At 37.6% G+C, this 20,519-nt stretch carries 17 protein-coding genes; 4 read left to right on the forward strand and 13 right to left on the reverse strand.

Annotated features, from left to right (window positions below):
- Positions 1–13: 13 nt before the first annotated feature.
- The 9 genes from QUD79_RS12685 to tviB form a co-directional block, all read right to left on the reverse strand.
- Entirely contained in the window at positions 14–967 is a 954-nt protein-coding gene (locus tag QUD79_RS12685) for a DHH family phosphoesterase (RefSeq protein ID WP_184421553.1), read from the reverse strand.
- 76 nt (positions 968–1,043) lie between these two features.
- The gene (cysC, locus tag QUD79_RS12690; RefSeq protein WP_246454849.1) at positions 1,044–1,643 is read right to left on the reverse strand and encodes an adenylyl-sulfate kinase; all 600 of its coding nucleotides are present in this window, start codon (positions 1,641–1,643) and stop codon (positions 1,044–1,046) included.
- 21 nt (positions 1,644–1,664) lie between these two features.
- On the reverse strand, positions 1,665–3,392 hold the full coding sequence (locus tag QUD79_RS12695) for an SLC13 family permease (RefSeq protein WP_184421546.1): 1,728 nt from the start codon (positions 3,390–3,392) through the stop codon (positions 1,665–1,667).
- Between the two features lie 338 nt (positions 3,393–3,730).
- Positions 3,731–5,146 carry a sulfate adenylyltransferase subunit CysN gene (gene cysN, locus QUD79_RS12700; RefSeq protein WP_184421543.1) on the reverse strand — a complete coding sequence of 472 codons (1,416 nt, stop codon included), beginning with the start codon at positions 5,144–5,146 and terminating at the stop codon, positions 3,731–3,733.
- Between the two features lie 282 nt (positions 5,147–5,428).
- Positions 5,429–6,367, reverse strand: a complete 939-nt coding sequence (cysD, locus tag QUD79_RS12705; protein ID WP_286290802.1) for a sulfate adenylyltransferase subunit CysD — start codon at positions 6,365–6,367, stop codon at positions 5,429–5,431.
- A gap of 88 nt (positions 6,368–6,455) precedes the next feature.
- Positions 6,456–8,090, reverse strand: a complete 1,635-nt coding sequence (gene pgi, locus QUD79_RS12710; protein ID WP_184421537.1) for a glucose-6-phosphate isomerase — start codon at positions 8,088–8,090, stop codon at positions 6,456–6,458.
- A gap of 26 nt (positions 8,091–8,116) precedes the next feature.
- A complete protein-coding gene (galU, locus tag QUD79_RS12715) occupies positions 8,117–9,019 on the reverse strand; it encodes a UTP--glucose-1-phosphate uridylyltransferase GalU (protein WP_184421535.1) in 903 nt (300 codons plus the stop codon).
- Between the two features lie 89 nt (positions 9,020–9,108).
- Positions 9,109–10,128 (reverse strand): NAD-dependent epimerase/dehydratase family protein, encoded by a 1,020-nt coding sequence (locus QUD79_RS12720; protein WP_184421533.1) that lies wholly within the window; start codon positions 10,126–10,128, stop codon positions 9,109–9,111.
- A 149-nt stretch (positions 10,129–10,277) separates the two neighbouring features.
- Positions 10,278–11,558 (reverse strand): Vi polysaccharide biosynthesis UDP-N-acetylglucosamine C-6 dehydrogenase TviB, encoded by a 1,281-nt coding sequence (tviB, locus tag QUD79_RS12725; protein ID WP_184421531.1) that lies wholly within the window; start codon positions 11,556–11,558, stop codon positions 10,278–10,280.
- Between the two features lie 354 nt (positions 11,559–11,912).
- Here tviB and QUD79_RS12730 point away from each other — a divergent pair, with 354 nt between their 5' ends.
- The 4 genes from QUD79_RS12730 (at position 11,913) to serA (ending at position 16,214) form a co-directional block, all read left to right on the forward strand.
- On the forward strand, positions 11,913–13,442 hold the full coding sequence (locus QUD79_RS12730; protein WP_184421529.1) for a peptide MFS transporter: 1,530 nt from the start codon (positions 11,913–11,915) through the stop codon (positions 13,440–13,442).
- A gap of 98 nt (positions 13,443–13,540) precedes the next feature.
- Entirely contained in the window at positions 13,541–14,164 is a 624-nt protein-coding gene (locus QUD79_RS12735) for a 5-formyltetrahydrofolate cyclo-ligase (protein ID WP_184421527.1), read from the forward strand.
- A 71-nt stretch (positions 14,165–14,235) separates the two neighbouring features.
- Positions 14,236–14,892, forward strand: coding sequence for a ribose-5-phosphate isomerase RpiA (rpiA, locus tag QUD79_RS12740; protein ID WP_184421525.1), 657 nt, complete (start codon positions 14,236–14,238; stop codon positions 14,890–14,892).
- 92 nt (positions 14,893–14,984) lie between these two features.
- The gene (gene serA / locus QUD79_RS12745; RefSeq protein ID WP_184421523.1) at positions 14,985–16,214 is read left to right on the forward strand and encodes a phosphoglycerate dehydrogenase; all 1,230 of its coding nucleotides are present in this window, start codon (positions 14,985–14,987) and stop codon (positions 16,212–16,214) included.
- Positions 16,215–16,276: 62 nt separating this feature from the next.
- On the opposite strand, the gene QUD79_RS12750 is transcribed toward serA, so the two are convergent.
- From QUD79_RS12750 to thrC, 4 genes are all read right to left on the reverse strand, one after another.
- Positions 16,277–17,794, reverse strand: coding sequence for an aminotransferase class V-fold PLP-dependent enzyme (locus tag QUD79_RS12750; RefSeq protein ID WP_184421520.1), 1,518 nt, complete (start codon positions 17,792–17,794; stop codon positions 16,277–16,279).
- 217 nt (positions 17,795–18,011) lie between these two features.
- A complete protein-coding gene (locus tag QUD79_RS17470) occupies positions 18,012–18,365 on the reverse strand; it encodes a GGDEF domain-containing protein (RefSeq protein ID WP_184421903.1) in 354 nt (117 codons plus the stop codon).
- Between the two features lie 54 nt (positions 18,366–18,419).
- Positions 18,420–19,103 (reverse strand): uracil-DNA glycosylase, encoded by a 684-nt coding sequence (gene ung, locus QUD79_RS12755; RefSeq protein ID WP_184421519.1) that lies wholly within the window; start codon positions 19,101–19,103, stop codon positions 18,420–18,422.
- Positions 19,104–19,217: 114 nt separating this feature from the next.
- Positions 19,218–20,510, reverse strand: a complete 1,293-nt coding sequence (gene thrC / locus QUD79_RS12760) for a threonine synthase (protein WP_184421516.1) — start codon at positions 20,508–20,510, stop codon at positions 19,218–19,220.
- Positions 20,511–20,519: the final 9 nt, after the last annotated feature.

The following is a 20,519-nucleotide window of genomic DNA, read 5'->3' on the forward strand; positions in this document are numbered from 1 at the left end:
GATGAAACACCCTCTAATAATATAGTTTAACTGTTTCAATGAACTTTGACACTAATTCAGCAGGTAAATAATTAATACCCGCTGCTGCGGCTCGGCCACCCCCTGTTGGAAATTGAATACAAATCGTGTCAGCCCCTTGTTTATCATTTAACGGTGCACGTAAACTAACGCGATAAGTCCCATCGCTATTCTCAGTAAGTACCGCATGAGCTTTATTAGGAGATTGATTAGCCAAATCATTTCCGAGTACACCGCTAACACGCCTTGCCCATGCTTCATCAGGTAAGGTAATAACTTTACACTGCTTTTCATCGGCAAGCGTTTGCGCAAGCTTCACTTTTTGCATGTCTTGGCTATAGGCTTGTTCTAGCGCTGAAAATACAGAGTGTTCATCATCGATTAGCACAAAGGGGTTTTCAAATGCGATTAATAGTTTAAAAAGTTCAGCTGGTGGGTAATGTAAATCATCAATTGAAGCGCCATAACCGTTGTAGTTTATATAGATACCTAAGGCTTTTAGCTTTTCTTGTTGATCTTTACTTAACCCTAGTTGAGTTGCCAGCTCAATAGCCGATGCATTCATATTATCACCAAAAGCCGCAGCAACTGCCCAATAGGCATATTTACCATTAAGGTATTGATTAACCAGCAGGCTAGTGCATGTATTTGCATCAGTATCTATAATGGCTGTTAACTGATCACTTTCAGGAATATCTCCGGGTCTGTGATGGTCAACATACAAGGTAGGGATACCATGAGCTAATATTTTGTTTAAAGCTATAGTATTTTTCTCCATAGAAAGATCTAATACCGTTACAGATGTTGCCTGTTTAACATCGACTTGAGCAACTAACTTAATATCTCGCTTTACTCCCGTTACCAAAATAGAGTCTTTGGGCTCAGCCAAACGCAATTGAACTAATGCGATAATCCCATCTGCGTCACCATTAAACACATCAAAATGCATACCTTAACCTTTAAAAATGAGTTAGCTTATTTCTCTGAACTCGGCTTAAGCAATGTTGCCTACACCCAAATTCAAGTTACTTAATATATTGATGAGCAATTAAATAATGAATAATTTGCTCAGCACACTGCACTATACTTAACTTTTCAGTTTTTATATGAATATCCGGTGTTAATGGCACGTCATAAGTAGAGTCTATTCCTGTAAAGTCTTTAATATCACCTGACCTAGCTTTTTTGTATAACCCTTTAGGGTCACGCTGCTCACACACAGCTATCGGCGTATCAATATAAATTTCTATAAATTCACCCTGTTCAAGCATGTTTTTGGCAACTTTTCGCTCAGCAGCAAACGGAGAAATGAAGGCTGTTGACACTATCATACCGGCATCAATAAATAATTTACCAACTTCGCTAATTCGCCTAATATTTTCAATCCGATCTTGATCACTAAAACCTAAATCACCATTTAAGCCATGGCGAACATTATCACCATCAAGTAGGTAACTATGAAAACCACGCTCAAATAATAAAGTATCAACAGCATTGGCAACAGTTGACTTTCCAGACCCACTTAAACCGGTATACCATAATAAGCATGGGCGTTGTTTTTTAAGGTTAGCGCGTTGTACTTTACTTATTTGATGCGCATGCCACACAGTATTTTCTGTTTTCATATTTATCATCAATTCATTCGATTAAAAGGGAAAAACCATAGGTAATAGTATTAAAACAACTATGGAATAAACAATGGAGACTGGCACTCCAAACTTAACAACATCGGTTAACGTGTAGTTACCTGCATTGTAAACCATTACATTCGTTTGATAGCCATAAGGGCTAATAAAACTACCGCTGGCCGCAAAAGCAACCGCCATTACAAATGGCAAAGGGCTCACCTCAAGCCCTACTGAGATACTATAAGCAATAGGAAACAACAACGCCGCAGCTGCACTGTTTGTCATTACCTCTGTCATTAATAAAGTTAAAATAAAGATAACCACCAAGGTTAAGTAAGCACTTTGCCCTTGTAATAACATTTCAATATTCTTAGCAATTAATGGTGCGACACCACTTGAATCTAACGCTTGCGCTAACGTTAATGCGCCCAGCACTATCATCCATATTTCAAGCGGAAAACGACGTTTGATCTCATTTACCGTTAAGCAGCCCGTAAAAATCAAAATAGCTACATAAAACATTAATGCTTTAAGTAAACCAATTGACGTAAAAACAGAGGTCGCTACTACCGCAATGAAGCCAATAACAGTTAGCCTATCCCGCCATCCTGAAAGCATATTATCGGGCTTATGACCTGATAAAATATAAAAGTTTTTTGATAAGTTAGTGCGCGAACTAAAGTCATTGCCTACCGCTAACACTAAAAAATCTCCCGGCTGAATTATTAAATCACCTAGTTTACCGGATAAGGCAGAGCCTTCACGCTTCACGGCTACTACAGCCGCATCAAAACGCGCCCGAAAACCCGCTTTTTTTAGTGTTTTTCCCACTACTGCCGAGTCTGGTTTTATCAACACCTCGGTTAAATTGTCTCTGAGTAAGCCATCTTTTTCGGCAAATAACGTTAGTCCGTCAAATTGTTGTAATACCAGCACTTTAGAAACATCCCCTGAGAAAATTAGCTTATCCTCAGCTAGCAGCACTTCATCTGGAGCAACGGGTGTTATTAAACGTCCATGTCTAACAAGTTCAACTAAGAATAACGAATCTAGGTTGCGTAAACCATTCTCTTCAACCGTTAAGCCGATTAATTTTGATTCAGTCGATACTTCAGCTTCGACTAAGTAATCTTGGTTTGACATTTTTTCGGTAAGCATCTCAGGTAAACTATTTTGCCTAACAATAATAACGGCTAAACACGCCACCGCTGCACACAAACCAATAGCAGTGAAATCGAAAAAGCCTAAACTCGGATGCCCCTGTTTGATCAGCATAGTATTGACAATTAAGTTAGTAGAGGTACCCACTAACGTTAACGTACCACCGAGTATTGCAGCAAAAGATAAGGGTAATAGCAATTTACCGGGGTTTATTAAACTATTGTTTTTAACGGTAGAAATTAATGCAGCCACCACTGCTGTATTATTCATAAGTGCAGAAGCAAGTGCGGTATAAACTAGCGTTCGTACCGTAGATTTAAATTTGGAACCATTAATCATTACTGCAGATAAACGACGTAAAATACTGGTTCGTTCAAATGAAAATGAAGCAAGCACTAATAAAATTAAGGTGACAAGGCCTGGGTTTACTGCATTTGAAAGAATGTCCTGAGTATCTACAAATGAAAAACCTAAACAAGCAAATAATGCGACAGCAAATACTCGTTCAGGGAATTGTTGAAACTTTACCAACCCAAAGAAGGTTGCAATAAAAATAGCGATAAGCAACCACTGTATTGCTACCATTATTGTTTTCCTTATCAGTAACCCACTAGGGAATAACCTCTAATGCGTATGAAATATTGAGAAATTTAACAGCATTATCAGCACAAGAATACCAACAATGCCGTTTATATTAACTATTCATAGGTGAGACTTTAAGATGAATCATCGTTTTTGTAGGTTGGGCTTTGCCGCTAAGGATGGCGGTAGTAGGGTAATGCAGGAGCAATTACCGATAAGCCCATCTATGACGTTCATTAGCTAACTTACAGCTATTTGACGGCATAAATGCTGACCTACAGTTAACAAAAGTGATGATAACCAATTATTAGATTTATTGACTCTTAACGTCCAAAATATGATTAACTATTAAACAGTTTCTTTATATCGCGAGAGCCCCAATGAGGAAAATGTTTACGCACTAAGGCATTAAACTCTACTTCAAATTCGCTGTAAGCATGTTGTTGCTGCTCGACAATCGCATCGGTGATCATACCAGCCCCTACCGTAATATTACTGAGCCTATCAATAATAATAAAGGCACCAGTCGACTTATTAAATTGATATGAATCAAAATGTAATGTTTCAGCCACTTCAAAGTTAACTGAACCAATTTCATTTAATGCCAACTGAGATGCACTAGAAGTTTCCATGCTGTTGACATCAACACGGTGCTCTATTTCTACCACATGACCTGTGGTCATTTTACTCCCTTGTTTTATGTAGTACTCACGCCCTTTTTCTAATTCGTCTTCATGCATCCATACCACTTGGGCGTTAAACTCTTTTGCCGACGTCGGTAAATAACCTTTTTTAACAATCATCTCTCCACGGCTGATATCTATTTCTGATTCCAACGTAAGCGTGATAGCTTGGCCTTTATCTGCACGTTCAAGCTCACCATCAAAAGTGACAATAGATTTAACCGTACTTTCTTTACCCGATGGTAATGCGACTATTTCATCACCCACCCGAATATGGCCTGAACCAATAGTACCAGCAAAGCCTCTAAAGTTAAGGTTTGGCCTATTTACATATTGTACTTGCAGTCTAAATTCAGTGCTTACTTGATTGGCTTCAATATTAACGGTATTTAATAACTTCATTAACGTTGCACCTGGATACCAATCCATATTGGCGCTTTCTTCAACAACATTATCACCATTCAATGCTGAAATAGGTACAAAACGCACATCTTCGAATTCCATATCGTCAGCAAAACTTCGATAATCTTTTTTAATTTCTTGATAACGATCTTGGCTATAGTTAACCAAATCCATTTTATTAATCGCAATCAAGACATGCTTGATCCCGAGTAAAGAACAAATAAAAGAGTGTCGGCGGGTTTGTACCTGCACACCATAACGAGCATCAATTAAAATAATTGCAAGATCACAAGTTGAAGCCCCTGTTGCCATATTACGGGTATATTGTTCGTGACCAGGGGTATCAGCAATTATAAACTTACGCTTATCGGTTGAGAAGTATCGATAAGCAACATCAATAGTAATACCTTGCTCGCGCTCAGACTGTAAGCCATCAACTAATAAGGCTAAGTCAATCGCTTCACCTGTGGTACCCGACTTCTTACTGTCTTTCTCTATTGCTGCTAATTGATCTTCAAAGATCATTTTTGAATCATGTAACAAACGTCCTATTAAGGTACTTTTACCGTCATCAACGCTGCCACAGGTTAAAAATCTAACCAACTCTTTATTTTCATGCTGTTTTAGGTATGCTTGAATATCATCTGCAATTAAGTCTGATTGGTGACTCATGTTATTTCCTTTGAAACTTGTAACCTATATTTGGGCTTTTAAATGCCTTGAATATTACGTTGAATAAACTTATATCAATCTCACTAACTATGTGATCATTTCTACTGGCTAAAACAGTCAACTACTGCGTTATTTATTTTATAATTATCGCTACATGGATGTAGCTTATGTGGGCAATGCTGGAGCATAATTGCCCTGAACAACTAGTTATGAAAATAAACGCCTTGTATTTGGCTGTTTTTACTGCGTATAAAATAGATCACTGAATTAATGAAACTGGTATTAGAAGTAGCCTTCCATTTTTTTCTTTTCCATTGAGCCTGCCGAGTCATGATCGATAACACGACCTTGACGCTCAGATGTTTTGGTTAACAGCATTTCTTGAATTATTTCCGGTAATGTTTCAGCATCAGACTCAACCGCACCCGTTAATGGGTAGCAACCTAAGGTTCTAAAGCGAACATTTTTCATTTGTACTTGCTCGCCTTCTGCTAACGGAAAACGCTCATCATCAACCATAATCAATGTCCCATCACGCTCAACTACAGGTCGCTTTGCTGAAAGGTATAGAGGTACAATTGGGATGCTTTCTAAATATATATACTGCCAAATATCTAGTTCAGTCCAGTTTGATAACGGAAATACGCGAATACTTTCGCCTTTATTAACTTTGCTATTATAAACGTTCCACAACTCTGGACGTTGGCTTTTAGGATCCCAGCGATGGTTTTTATCTCTAAATGAATATACTCGCTCTTTAGCACGCGACTTTTCTTCATCACGTCGTGCTCCACCAAATGCGGCATCAAAACCATGTTGGTCCAATGCCTGCTTCAAGCCTTGTGTTTTCATAATATCGGTATGTTTAGCACTACCATGTACAAATGGATTAATATCCATCGCTAGCCCTTCGGGATTTTTATGCACTAATAATTCAAAACCATAGTCTTTTGCCATGGCATCGCGAAAGGCGATCATCTCTTTGAACTTCCATGTTGTATCAACATGTAATAACGGAAAAGGAATTTTACCTGGCGCAAAGGCTTTACGGGCTAAATGTAGTAGTACTGCAGAGTCTTTACCGACTGAATAAAGCATTACTGGCTTATCAAACTCAGCTGCTACTTCGCGGATAATATGAATAGATTCTGCTTCTAATTTTTGTAAATGTGTTAATTTCATTACGTTATCACTAGCATGGGTGAAATTTAATGAGGCTATTTTGACACAAATAATTTTATCTTTCCATATAAGAAAAAGACTAGTTATACCAATAAGAAATAAGAGATTGAGTTATAGCGCGATATTTTTATTTACAGAAATTTGCTGATTTAAATTGACTAATCAATGCAGTGGTTGAAGAGGATAATGACACATCTTCGCCACCATCAATTACCGCTAATATTTGTTGTCCCAGTTGTTTACCTAGCTCTACACCCCACTGGTCAAACGAATTAATGTTCCACAAAAAGCCTTGTACTGCGATTTTATGCTCATACAGCGCCAATAAGGCACCAAATGAATAAGGTGTAACTTTATCAAGCAATAACATATTACTTGGAGTATTCCCCTTCATGACCTTATGTGGAGCAAGCTGTTCTGCGTCTTCTTTGTCAAAGTTTTGTTCAATCAATTCTTGCTGAGCTTGCAATAGTGTTTTACCTTTCATCAATGCTTCACTTTGTGCAAAACAATTGGCAACAAGTACTTTATGATGTTCTTTCAAGTCAGATGAGCCTTGCAAAGCCACAATAAAGTCAGTTGGAATTATTTCATTACTTTGATGCATTAATTGCATAAAAGCATGTTGACTATTCGTCCCTTCTTGCCCAAACACAATAGGAGCAGTTGCACAGCTAAGATGATCCCCTTGTTTATTAACAGATTTGCCATTACTTTCCATATCAGTTTGTTGTAGATAACCTGGAAGTGCTCTCATTCCGTGATCATAAGGAAGTATGGCTAAACTTGAATGCCCTAAAACATTTCGGTTCCATAACCCCACTAATGCCATGATCACTGGCATATTCTGCTCAAATTGACTAGTTAAAAAATGCTGATCCATTTCATAAGCACCATTTTTCAATTGAGAGAATTCATTATTGCCAATGGCTAACGCTAAGGGTAAACCAACTGCTGACCACAGTGAAAATCTACCTCCAACCCAGTCCCACATAGGGAGCACATTAGTAGCTGATAAGCCAAATTCAGTTGCTTTTGTAATGTTCGTGCTCACCGCATACCATTGCAATTGCATTAACTCTGAAAAATCAATTAATTCATTATTAGCGTTACTTCGCATCCATTGTTTAACGGCTTGCGCGTTAAGCATAGTTTCTTGGGTAGTAAATGTCTTTGAAATAACGATCACTAAGGTGGTATCTACTGACAACTTAGCAAGCTTTTCATGAACTGCTCCACCATCGATATTAGCAAGTACATGCACTGATAATGACGGGCTACAAAAAGGATTTAACGCTGACAGTGCGACTTTAACCCCGTAAAAAGAGCCACCAATACCAATAACAAGCACATCAGTAAATCGCTTACCTGCGGCCGAAACAGATTTACCTGAGCGGATATTATTAACAATTTGTTCAACCCGCTTTTCGGTCTCAATAACCTCATCTGCTTCGGTTTTTAAAATGGTTTGCTTAACAGAATTAGGTGCGCGTAAAACCGTATGCAATACAGCTCTATTTTCAGTGTTATTAATTTTTTCACCAGCAAACATACGAGTAATATTTTCGGTAAGCTTTTGCTCTTTTGCCCAAGAAAATAAAGTAGCTAGCTCATCATCGTTAATATTTTGTTTTGAGTAATCAAGGAATAAGCTGGCAGCTTTTATAGACATACTTTTTGCACGATCATCATTTGTAAACAATGAAGCTATTGTTCGCTCTTTTGCCTGCAAAGCCATTTGACTAGCGTTTGATAATTCCATTTAAGCCACCATGATAACTAATGCTGTTAAAGCGTTTTTATTAAATTTTTAAGATAGTCGCTAAACTCATCACCTAATTCATGATGACGGAGTGCGTATTCAACGTTAGCTTTCATATAACCCATTTTAGAACCACAGTCGTGAGATTTTCCTGTCATATGAAAAGCCTCAACAGGCTCTAGTTTCATCAAGCTTGCAATAGCATCAGTTAACTGAATCTCATCACCTGCACCCGGTGGTGTAAACTCAAGTAAATCCCAAATAGGTGCAGAAAGTACATAACGACCAACAACCGCTAAGTTAGACGGCGCTTCGTCAATTGCTGGTTTTTCAACAACTTGTGTCATCACTTTAGATTCGCCAGCGTTAAGTGACTCCCCATTACAATCAGCAATACCATAACTACTCACCATTTCGGCAGGTACAGGTTCAACTAAAATTTGGCTTTGCCCCGTTTCTTCAAAACGTTTGAGCATAGCAGCAAGGTTTTCTGTTTTTAAATTTGCACTTGCGTCATCTAAAATCACGTCTGGTAGAACAACTACAAAAGGTTGTTCACCTATTAATGGCCTTGCTTTTAAGACTGCATGACCTAATCCTTTAGCTTCACCCTGACGAACATGCATAATAGTGACATCTTTAGGACAAATAGCTTGTATTTCGTCTAATAATTGGCGCTTTACCCGTTTTTCAAGCGTAGTTTCTAGTTCAAATGACTTATCAAAATGGTTTTCTATTGCATTCTTAGATGAATGAGTAACAAGAACAATTTCTTTAATACCAGCAGCTACACATTCATTCACTATATATTGAATTAATGGTTTATCTACTATTGGCAACATTTCTTTAGGTATGGCTTTAGTTGCTGGTAACATTCTTGTGCCTAATCCAGCGACAGGGATCACAGCTTTTTTTATATTGTTAGTCATTGTTCGTCTCTTTTAATCCATTTAATTTCAAAGTAAGCTGATAGTTTATTTGAGCTTCTTATATAACCGATTAGCTACGCTTAACTTACTTATAGGTTGCTAACATACCACTTCATTGCTTTCGTGATACCTTGTTGAATGCGATACTCAGGTTCATAGCCTAATAGCTTTTTAGCCTTTGAAATATCAGCTTGTGAATGACGAACATCACCTGCTCTAAAATCTCGATAAACAGGAGCTTTATCTACATTGACATTATTTTCCGCCAAAGCAACTTTTAAACTATCAAACAGAATATTTAACGTGGTTCTATCGCCTACAGCAACATTATATACTTGGTTTTTACCCTCGTCATTCGCTAGCGCAGCTAGAATATTAGCTTGCACTGCATTTTCGACAAAACAAAAGTCGCGAGAAGTTTCACCATCTCCATTCACAAAAACATCTTCTTGGTTATACATTGCCGCAGTCCACTTAGGAATAACAGCTGCGTATGCACCATCTGGGTCTTGACGCTTGCCAAACACATTAAAATAACGAAGTCCTATGCTGTTCAAATCATACGTGCGTTTAAAGACATCGGCATAAAGTTCATTAACATATTTAGTAACGGCATAAGGTGACAATGGGTTACCAATATTTTCTTCAATTTTTGGTAATGCCGGATGATCGCCATAAGTTGAACTTGACGCAGCATATACAAAGGTTTTAACCTTGGCTTCTTTAGCTGCTACTAACATATTTAAAAAGCCAGTAACATTAGCTGCATTGGTTGTAATTGGATCAGCAATAGAGCGTGGTACAGAACCTAAGGCAGCTTGATGAAGAATATAGTCAACTCCATTCACTGCTTGCTGACAATCGCTTAACTCACGAATATCACCTTTAATAAAAGTAAAGCTATTCCACTGTTGCTCTGAAACTGTACTTTGTACTTCATCTAAGTTTTTTTGGTGGCCAGTTGCAAAGTTATCTAAACCAATTACTTTTTGGTTAAGTAACAACAAAGTTTCTAGTAGGTTAGAGCCAATAAAGCCCGCACAACCTGTTACTAGCCAAGTATGCTGTGTAGTTTGTAATTGTGCTTGAATTAGATGATATTGACTCATACAACGTCCATTTATTATTGCTTGATAATTACTGGCTAGTTTAACACTGCCTATTTGCTTGGCACAATGGCACCGACAGCTGAAATAAATGAAAATGCCAATAAATTGCTTTATTGGCACTCAATCATTAAGTTTTAATTAGCTGTAAGCTATAAACGGATATCAGCAAGTGCAGGATCAAGCATATATTTTAAATCGTAAATAACATGATCTGCTTTTAAGTAACCTTTAATATCTTCAGCAGTAAGTGCTTTAAACTGGTGATGAGCAACGGCAAAAATTACCGCATCATATTTATTCTTTTCAGGGTGTTTAATTAAATCAACACCATATTCATGTTTGGCTTCATCTGGATTTACCCAAGGGTCATATACATCAACATTTACGTAGTATTCACCCAACTCAGAAAGAATATCAACAACTTTTGTATTACGAACATCAGGGCAATTTTCTTTAAAGGTTAATCCCATAACGAGCACGTTTGCACCATTAATTTGTATTTTACGTTTAATCATTTGCTTAGTTAATTGTGCAACGACATAAGCCCCCATACCATCATTGATACGTCTACCGGCTAAAATAACTTCAGGGTTATACCCAATAGACTGCGCCTTATGTGTTAGATAGTAAGGGTCAACACCAATACAATGACCGCCAACTAGCCCAGGACGAAACGGAAGAAAATTCCATTTAGTCCCCGCCGCTTTTAGTACTTCCTCGGTATCAATACCTAGTTTATTAAAAATTACTGCAAGCTCATTAATTAACGCAATATTTAAGTCTCTTTGTGTGTTCTCTATTACTTTAGCTGCTTCTGCCACTTTAATTGAAGACGCTAAATAAGTCCCCGCCGTGATAATAGAGGCGTACAAGCTATCAATAAATTGAGCAATCTCAGGTGTAGAACCAGACGTTACTTTTAAAATATTGGTAACTCTATGCTCTTTATCACCTGGATTAATTCGTTCTGGGCTATAACCGGCAAAAAAGTCTTTGTTAAAAATCAGACCAGACACTTTTTCTATTTCAGGCAAACACTCATCTTCAGTAGCACCGGGGAAAACGGTTGATTCGTATATAACAATGTCACCTTTGGAAATAACGCTACCAAGCATCTGACTCGCTTTTATTAGCGGAGTTAAATCAGGCTGTTTATGTTGATCAATTGGAGTTGGCACAGTTACGATATAGACATTGCACTCTTTTAGCGCGGCAACTTCTGCTGAATAGCGAATTAATGGCGAGTCTGCCATTTCTTCTTTTGATACCTCTAAGGTAAAATCATTACCTTGATTAAGTTCTTGAACGCGTTGTTTGTTTATATCAAAGCCTAAGGTCGGGTATTTTTTACCAAACTCAACTGCGAGCGGCAAGCCAACATATCCTAAACCAATAACAGCTACTTTAGTATTCTCTAATGTATGAAACATAGTTCGCACTCAATCCTTTTATATTTAACGTATATCTATCTTAGAAACATTTAATAGATCAATCTTACTATTAATTAACAAATGAAGACTAGTAAAAGTTATATAAACCTTGGGGAAAGTTGAATATATCGGCCTTATATTAAATTATAATTCACTTAATTTATGTAAATAAAACTTTCATAGTACCCTGCATATGAAAGCACCAAGAACTTGCACTTATCGATTTTCCTCGGTATAACAAGCGCAGATTTTATTTAATATGCATCATTTCGTGTTACTTTTTATTCAATTCGTTTAAATTTAAAGCAACAAATAATAATTACAAAGTAATGAAGCAATCTGGAAGGAAACTTTATGACAACGCAAACCGAAAAAACATTTTTTGGTCAACCAGCAGGTTTACAAACCTTATTTTTCACCGAAATGTGGGAGCGAATGAGTTACTACGGCATGCGTATGCTGTTAGTGTTATTTATGACCGCAACCCTTCAAGAGGGTGGTTTAGCACTTACCGTTGCCTCGGCTACCGCTATTTATGGTTTATACACCGGCTGTGTATACTTTATGGGCCTACCTGGCGGCTGGATTTCTGATCGACTATTAGGTGGTCAACGCGCAGTTTGGTATGGCGGCCTTATTATTATGTTTGGCCATATTGTGTTAGCAATCCCTAACGACAAAACCTTTTTTGTTGGCTTGATCCTAGTTATTTTAGGAACAGGCTTACTTAAACCAAATATCGCAGCGCTAGTTGGGCAGTTATATTCTGATAAAGATGTACGACGCGATAGTGGCTTTGCCATTTACTATATGGGCATTAATATTGGTTCAATACTTGGTAATCTTATTTGTGGATATTTAATGGAATATCAAGGTTGGCACTGGGCCTTTGGTGCTGCAGCTATTGGTATGGCAATTGGTTTAATTCAATATAAAAGAACACTTCCGAAACTAAATTCTATTGGTGATAAGCCTGAATCTCCACTATCACCAAAAGGTGAAAAAATTAGTTGGTCTATTATCATTGGTGTACTTGGCGCTATTGGTATTATTGCTTATATGGCATTAACTGGTGGTTTAACAATAGATCCTGTTACTGTTGCTGAATATGTAGCGATTAGTTTCACTGCTATATTTGTCGCATATTATGTGGCTATTTACTGGTTTGGTAATTTAACGACTAACGAGAAGAAACGCCTTGGCGCTCTTCTACTAGTGTGTATTGCTTCAGCTTTCTTTTGGTCAGGTTTCGAGCAAGCGGGTTCTTCAATGAATTTATTTGCCAGAGATTACACAGACCGTTTTGTTGGAAGTTTTGAAGTACCAACGGGTTGGTTCCAGTCATTAAACTCAATGTTTATTGTGGTATTGTCACCATTTTTCGCAGCCCTTTGGATTAATATAGGTAAACGCTATGTTACACCTGCTTACGGCATAAAATGTGCTGTTGGTTTAATTATTATGGCTAGTGGCTTTATCCTAATGTTCCTTGCAGCGCAATGGGCAGCATCTGGTTTAAAAGTTGCACCATATTGGTTAATTGCTACATACTTTTTACACACGGTTGGTGAACTATGTTTAAGCCCTGTTGCATTAAGTGCAATTAGTAAGCTTTCTCCACGTCGCTTTGCAGGTCAAATGATGGGGGTATTTGTACTAACTTATTCAATAGGTAACATTATTTCAGGATTGTTAGCGGGTAACTTTGATCCAAATGCTATCGATCAATTACCTCAACTTTACTTACAAATCAGCTTATTTAGTATTGGTATTGGTATAATGATCCTACTCTTTAGCTTAAAAACTCGTTTCTGGGAAAGCTTACAAGACGAAAATGATGAAAAGAAGATTAAACCTGAAGACGTAGTTCCTACAATGCAATAAAAACTAATTATTAGTTATAAAAGCAGTGAAACAATAACTTGTTCACTGCTTTTTTTTTGTTTAAATTAACAAGCAAATATATCGTCAGGGCAAGCTTTGTGAATAAACCATCCTTTTCAACGAATTCAGCCCATGCCGTTCGTGCAAAAATACGCCAGCGCCGAAAAGCATTATCATTTCAAGAGCAGAGCATTGCTAGCGAAGCACTTTTAATACAATTGCGTGAGCTAGTTGATGTTGGGCAGGCTAATAATATTGCAATTTACTTAAGTAATGATGGCGAACTTAATCCTGAATTATTTATACAGTGGTGCTGGCAGCAAGGCATTAATACATATTTACCCGTTCTTCACCCTTTTAGTAAAGGCCAGTTACTGTTTTTGCGCTACCATCAACACAGCCAAATGAAAGCTAATATATATGGCATTCTAGAGCCTAAGCTTAGTGTACTTGATATTATTTCAACGTCAGATCTCGACATTATCTTTACACCTCTGGTTGCCTTTGATGCTGAAGGTAACAGAATGGGTATGGGTGGTGGTTTTTATGATCGAACCTTAAGCAAATGGTACCAGCAATTTCAGAGTGATATTAACGCTAAGCCACGCCCAATTGGTTTAGCTCATGACTGCCAAAAAGTTGAACGTCTAGCGGTTCAAGACTGGGATATTCCACTTGCAAAAATAGTTACCCCTACAGCTATTTATGATTTCACTGTTTAAATAACAAATGCCATACCAATGGGTATATAATACATTCAACTAACACATCAATAACTCTTCAAGGATCTGGTATGACACAAGATGAAATGAAAAAATCAGCCGCAGTAAAAGCGCTAGAATTTGTTAAAGACGATACAATTGTAGGTGTAGGTACAGGCTCTACTGTAAATTACTTTATTGACGCTTTAGCTACAAAAAAAGATCGTATTTCAGGTGCGGTATCAAGCTCTGAAGAGTCTACAAAACGATTAATGGCCTTAGGTATAGAGGTATTTGATTTAAATAATATAGACGCTATTGACGTTTATGTTGATGGTGCCGACGAAATTACCGAACACATGCACATGATCAAAGGCGGTGGTGCAGCGCTCACTCGTGAAAAAATAGTAGCTGCTGTCGCTAAAACGTTTATTTGCATTGCCGATGAGAGCAAACAAGTGCCAATGCTTGGCAAATTTCCATTGCCAGTAGAGGTTATTCCAATGGCACGAAGTTACATAGCAAGAGAGCTTGTAAAGCTTGGCGGAGATCCTGTTTATCGCCAAGGCGTGGTCACAGACAATGGTAATGTAATTCTTGATGTGCATAACTTAGACATAATTAATCCAAAGCAGCTTGAATCAGATATCAATGCATTAGTAGGCGTTGTTACTAATGGCCTTTTTGCGCATCGCTGCGCAGATATTTTGATCCTTGGCACTGCGCTAGGTCCAAAAATCATAAAATAACACTTTAGAGTTTATACACTATATGATAATTTAGGTGGGTAGTTTTAGATATCTAGCCATCTAAAAGAAAAATAACTTAGAGAATGTTAATCATGAGCAATAACTCTTTAGCAAAAGAAAAAATTAAGATTTTATTATTAGAAGGTGTACACCAGAGCGCATTAGAAGAATTAAAGTCCAAGGGTTACACTAACATTGAATACCTTAAAACATCTCTAAGTGAAGAAGAGCTCATTGAAAAGATCGCTTCAGTTCACTTTATTGGTATCAGATCCCGCACCCAATTAACTGAAAAAGTTATTAATCACGCAAAAAAATTAGTTGCTATTGGCTGTTTTTGTATTGGTACTAACCAAGTTGATATTGCCGCTGCACAATCACGTGGTATCCCTGTATTTAATGCGCCATTTTCTAACACTCGCTCCGTCGCGGAGTTAGTTATTGGTGAGTTATTATTGCTCCTTCGCGGTATTCCTGAAAAAAGTGCGCAAGCTCATCGTGGTGTATGGAATAAATCTGCAGCAGGTTCTGTTGAAGCTAGAGGCAAAATACTGGGGATCATTGGTTACGGTCATATTGGTATGCAGTTAGGCATATTAGCTGAAACCTTAGGTATGAAAGTACGCTTTTATGATATTGAAACTAAGTTACCTTTAGGTAATGCCAGTCAAGCAACCTCACTTACTTCTTTACTTCAAGAATCAGATATTATTAGTTTACATGTACCTGAAACTGCACAAACTCAAAACATGATGGGCGCAGCTGAATTTGAAGTTATGAAAGACGGTGTTGTTTTTATTAATGCTTCCCGCGGTACCGTAGTAGATATAGAGGCACTCGCTGATGCCTTAGCAACTAAAAAAGTATCAGGAGCAGCTATTGATGTATTTCCAATAGAGCCTAAGGGTAATGACGAAGAATTTATTTCACCGTTACGAGCATTTGATAACGTTATTCTTACCCCTCATATTGGTGGTAGCACTAAAGAGGCGCAAGAAAATATTGGATTGGAAGTTGCTAGCAAACTTGCAAAGTATTCTGATAATGGTTCCACATTATCCGCGGTGAACTTTCCTGAAGTATCATTACCTGAATATGTTGGCGCACGTCGTTTGTTACATATTCATCATAACCAGCCCGGTATTTTAACAAAAATTAACCAAGCTTTTGCTGAGCACAATATTAATATTGCCGCCCAATACTTACAAACAGATTCAAAGATCGGATACGTAGTAATAGATATTGAAGCAGAAAATAGTGACCTTGCATTAAGAGAATTAAAACAGATCAAAGGAACGATTAAAGCAAGAATATTACATTAATTTTCAATTATATCTGTGCTAGATCGTTAAATTAGCGCTAGCACAGATATAGTTAATCTAACCTAACCAAACAGCTTTTTCATCAATGAAGGGGCTGTTGATCTAATTGGATTACACATTAACGCAGAAAAACCATCAAGACTTGGATAAGCAACCTTGTTATTGGCATAGGTAAAATCCCCGCAAGCAGGATCAAAACGATACTCCTTACCCCATAATTCAATATTTTCTGTTACTTGGTTTATTGCATCAACGACAAAAGCGATTTCTTTATCTGTCATAGTAGGATGAAAAGAAGCTCTAATCCAACCCGGTTTTCCAGCAAAATCACCTAAATCTATTTGCTGCGTTATTTTTGAAGATGTGTCTTGATCAACGTTTAATAAAATGTGCCCGTATGTGCCTGCACAAGAACAGCCACCACGTGTTTGAATACCAAACTTATCATTGAGCAAGCGAACAACAAGGTTATAGTGAGCATCTCTAACATAAAATGAGACTATCGCTAAACGGTCTCGAATTTTGGGCTCTAGCATTACCACCCTGTCATTTTGACTTAGCCTATCCATTACATAATCTGTTATCTCTTGTTCCCTTTTGGCTATATTATTAACTCCCATAGCCTCTTTTACTTTAATGGCTAACGCAGTTCTAATACATTGTAAAAAGCCTGGTGTTCCGCCATCCTCTCTCATTTCTATATTATTAAAAAAACTATGTTTACCCCAAGGGTTAGTCCAAGTTACCGTACCACCACCAGGATGATCTGGTACTCTGTTCTTATACAAAGCTTTATTAAACAGCAAGACTCCTGAGCTACCAGGCCCACCTAGAAATTTATGAGGTGAAAAATATATAGCATCTAACGATTGTTTTGCATTTGTCGGATGCATATCAATATCAACGTAAGGTGCTGAGCAGGCAAAATCGACAAAACATAAGCCACCATGCTCATGCATAATTTCAGCAAGCTGATGATAGGGTGTTTTTATACCGGTAACATTAGAACAAGCAGTAAATGAGCCGATTTTAACCTTACGATCTGCATACTTTATTAATAGTTGTTCGAGGTGTGCGAGAGAAGGTAGTCCATCGTTATTAGGATCTACTATTTCCAAGGTTACATCGCATTCATACCAAGAAGTTTGATTTGAGTGATGCTCCATATGCGTAATAAAAACAACAGGTTTATCTTCATCAGAAAAATGAACTTGCGACTGCATTCTTTCAGGAATACGCAATCCAAGTAAGCGTTGAAACTTATTGATCACACCAGTCATACCCGCATCAGCAGTAATTAAAATATCATTATCACAAGCGTTTACATGCTTTTTAATAACTTTTTGCGCATCGTGATATGCATGTGTCATCGCACAGCCCGTCAAGTTCGTTTCTGTATGAGTATTGGCAACATAAGGCCCAAGAACGTTGGTAATATAATCTTCAACAGGTCGATATAGCCGACCGCTTGCGGTCCAGTCTGCGTAAACTATTTTATGGTCCACACCATTAATGGTATGTGTTAAGTCTTGACCAATAATATGGTGGCGAAATTGTGAAAAATAGTGCTCTAAAGACATAAAATCACTCTGGTTGACAATTATTACAGTGGTTAAATTTTACCAATAATGCAACCATAAGCAATACAAAACCAATCAGAAGAGATATTACGCAAAATATTTCTACTTTTAACATCTTAATAAGATTATTCAACCGATACGCTATTTCTTTAGCGCATTATTGGAAAGTGATTTCAGCTGATTAGTATAAAGACCACAACCTAGCGCGTCTCATTATCTAAGTTTGGACTGTATTTCGGCCTTGTTGCTTTGCGCTGTACAATAATTTATCTACACGAACAAAAAGTTCATTTAACGTGTCACCCAAATGGTATTGCGCAACGCCAAAGCTACAGGTTACCGATAAATCACAACTTATCGGATTACTATTGATAAGAGATTTAAGCTTTTCACAGGCTAACTTAGCTTGCTCAAGATCTAGTTCAGGTAAAATAATGACAAATTCATCCCCACCCCAACGGGCTAAAAGATCAACATCTCTGATGTTAACTGAAATTAGTTCGCTCAGGTGGCATAAAATACGATCTCCTACTTTGTGGCCATGTAGGTCATTAATTTTTTTAAGCGAAATATAACAGAGAAAAAACTAGCCAAATACAGTGGCGCTGGCGCTAAATAAAAATGATTAAATACACCAATCAATTGCTTTAATATCTTTTTTTAAAAGCCATTGATTAGCTTTTGAAAAGTGCTGACAACCAAAAAAACCTCGATAAGCTGATAATGGTGAAGGATGTGGCCCTGTTAAAACGCAGTGTTTATTACGATCAATATGCTTTCCTTTTTTCTGAGCATGACTGCCCCACAAGATAAATACACAACCTGAGTTATTTAAATTAATCGCCTCAATAATAGCGTCTGTAAAGGTTTCCCAGCCAAGCTTCGCATGTGAATTAGCTTGTCCTTTTTTTACAGTTAACACCGTATTTAACAATAAAACACCTTGCTCTGCCCAAGCCGATAAGTTGCCGTGTTCAGGTATGAAAAAACCATCAACATCTTGAGCTAACTCTTTATAAATATTGATTAATGAAGGGGGCACTTTAGTTGGAGGCTGTACTGAAAAAGCAAGTCCATGTGCTTGCGGTTGCCCATTTAATCCCACACCATGATACGGATCTTGCCCAAGTATTACCACTTTAACATCAGGCAAATCTTTATAATTAAACGCAGAAAAAACATGGGCTTGTTCAGGATAAATAGCCTCTCCAATCGCTCTTTGATGAGTTATTTCTGCTTGTAAAGCGATGTAATATGGTTTGGCTTGTTCTTGTTCAAAGGTTGATTGCCATACAGGTGGTAAATTCATTTATTTCCCTGATAAAAAAGAGCAGTTGAGTACTGCTCTTAAAAATTAAAATTTGAAAACTTTATCAATCCAACTGAGGGACTGCATAGCTGTTCATGTAAAACGGTGTTACCTTTAGTTCCCAGCTAATAAGTACGCTCTCATATCTGCAAAATTAACGTCCATATCTTTTGACAATATAGTTTCGCTTGCACAATCAGCTAGCTCTTTAGGTAAACCGATTGGCTGCCCCAACGTACTTTCAACCACATCTTTAAATTTAGCTGGATGAGCAGTACCTAAAAACACGCCAAACTCTTCATCATTTGCGTTGTACTGCAGCGCTTTATATGCAACTGCCGCATGCGGTTCACTTATATAGCCAAGCTTTGCCAATGCTATCATTGTCATTTGTGTTTGCTCTTCATCGATAGATACTGAGCTTACACAACCCTCTTCTACAATACCCGACTTCAACATGTGTTCAACGCGAGGCCAATTGTTAGGATTGCTCACATCCATTGCGTTAGACATTGTTGCAATGGTTTCATTTGGTGACCATTCACCAGTCTGCAAATATCGTGGGACTGTGTCATTAGCATTTGTTGCGGCGATAAAACGTTTAATAGGTAAACCCATCGCTTTAGCAAATAAGCCAGCGGTTAAATTACCAAAGTTGCCACTAGGTACAGAAAAAACAATATTGTCTAATGCTTTATCACCTTTTTGACGATAAAGCTGTGCTATTGCTTCAAAGTAATAACAAATCTGTGCCAATAAGCGGCTGATATTAATTGAATTAGCAGAGTTTAAGCCAATCTCATCTTTAAGTTCGTTGTCATCAAATGCTTGCTTTACGAGAGCTTGACAGTCATCAAAGCTACCATCGATCGCCAATGTTTCTATATTACCACCAAGCGTCGTAAACATTTTTTCTTGTAATAAGCTGATTTTTCCTTTTGGATAAAGAATTACAACTCTAATATTAGCAATGCCATGAAATGCATGAGCAACAGCGGCTCCGGTATCCCCTGATGTAGCAGTTAAAATAGTGATTTTTTTGTCTTTACTAAATTTTTGCAAACATTTAGCCATAAAGCGAGCGCCAAAATCTTTAAATGCGAGTGTAGGCCCATGAAATAACTCTAAAATTGCACGTTTTTCGCTTATTGGTTGAATTTGAGCAGGAAAATTAAAGGCTTCAGTGACTATCGCCAATAACTCGCTTTCAGTTAAATCATCACTCACAAAAGGGTAGAGTACCTTTACACTGCGTTCTATTGAAGGTAATGCAAGTAGTGCTTCAATATCAGCTATCGCGGGAACACTCTCAGGAAAAAACAATCCTTGATTACGCCCTAAACCTTGTTTAACTGCCCCCGCAAAACTCACCACTTCATTATTTTCTTTTAAATTATAAAATTTCACTCTAAAACC

This window comes from Thalassotalea piscium (assembly GCF_030295935.1).
Lineage (GTDB): Bacteria > Pseudomonadota > Gammaproteobacteria > Enterobacterales > Alteromonadaceae > Thalassotalea_B > Thalassotalea_B piscium.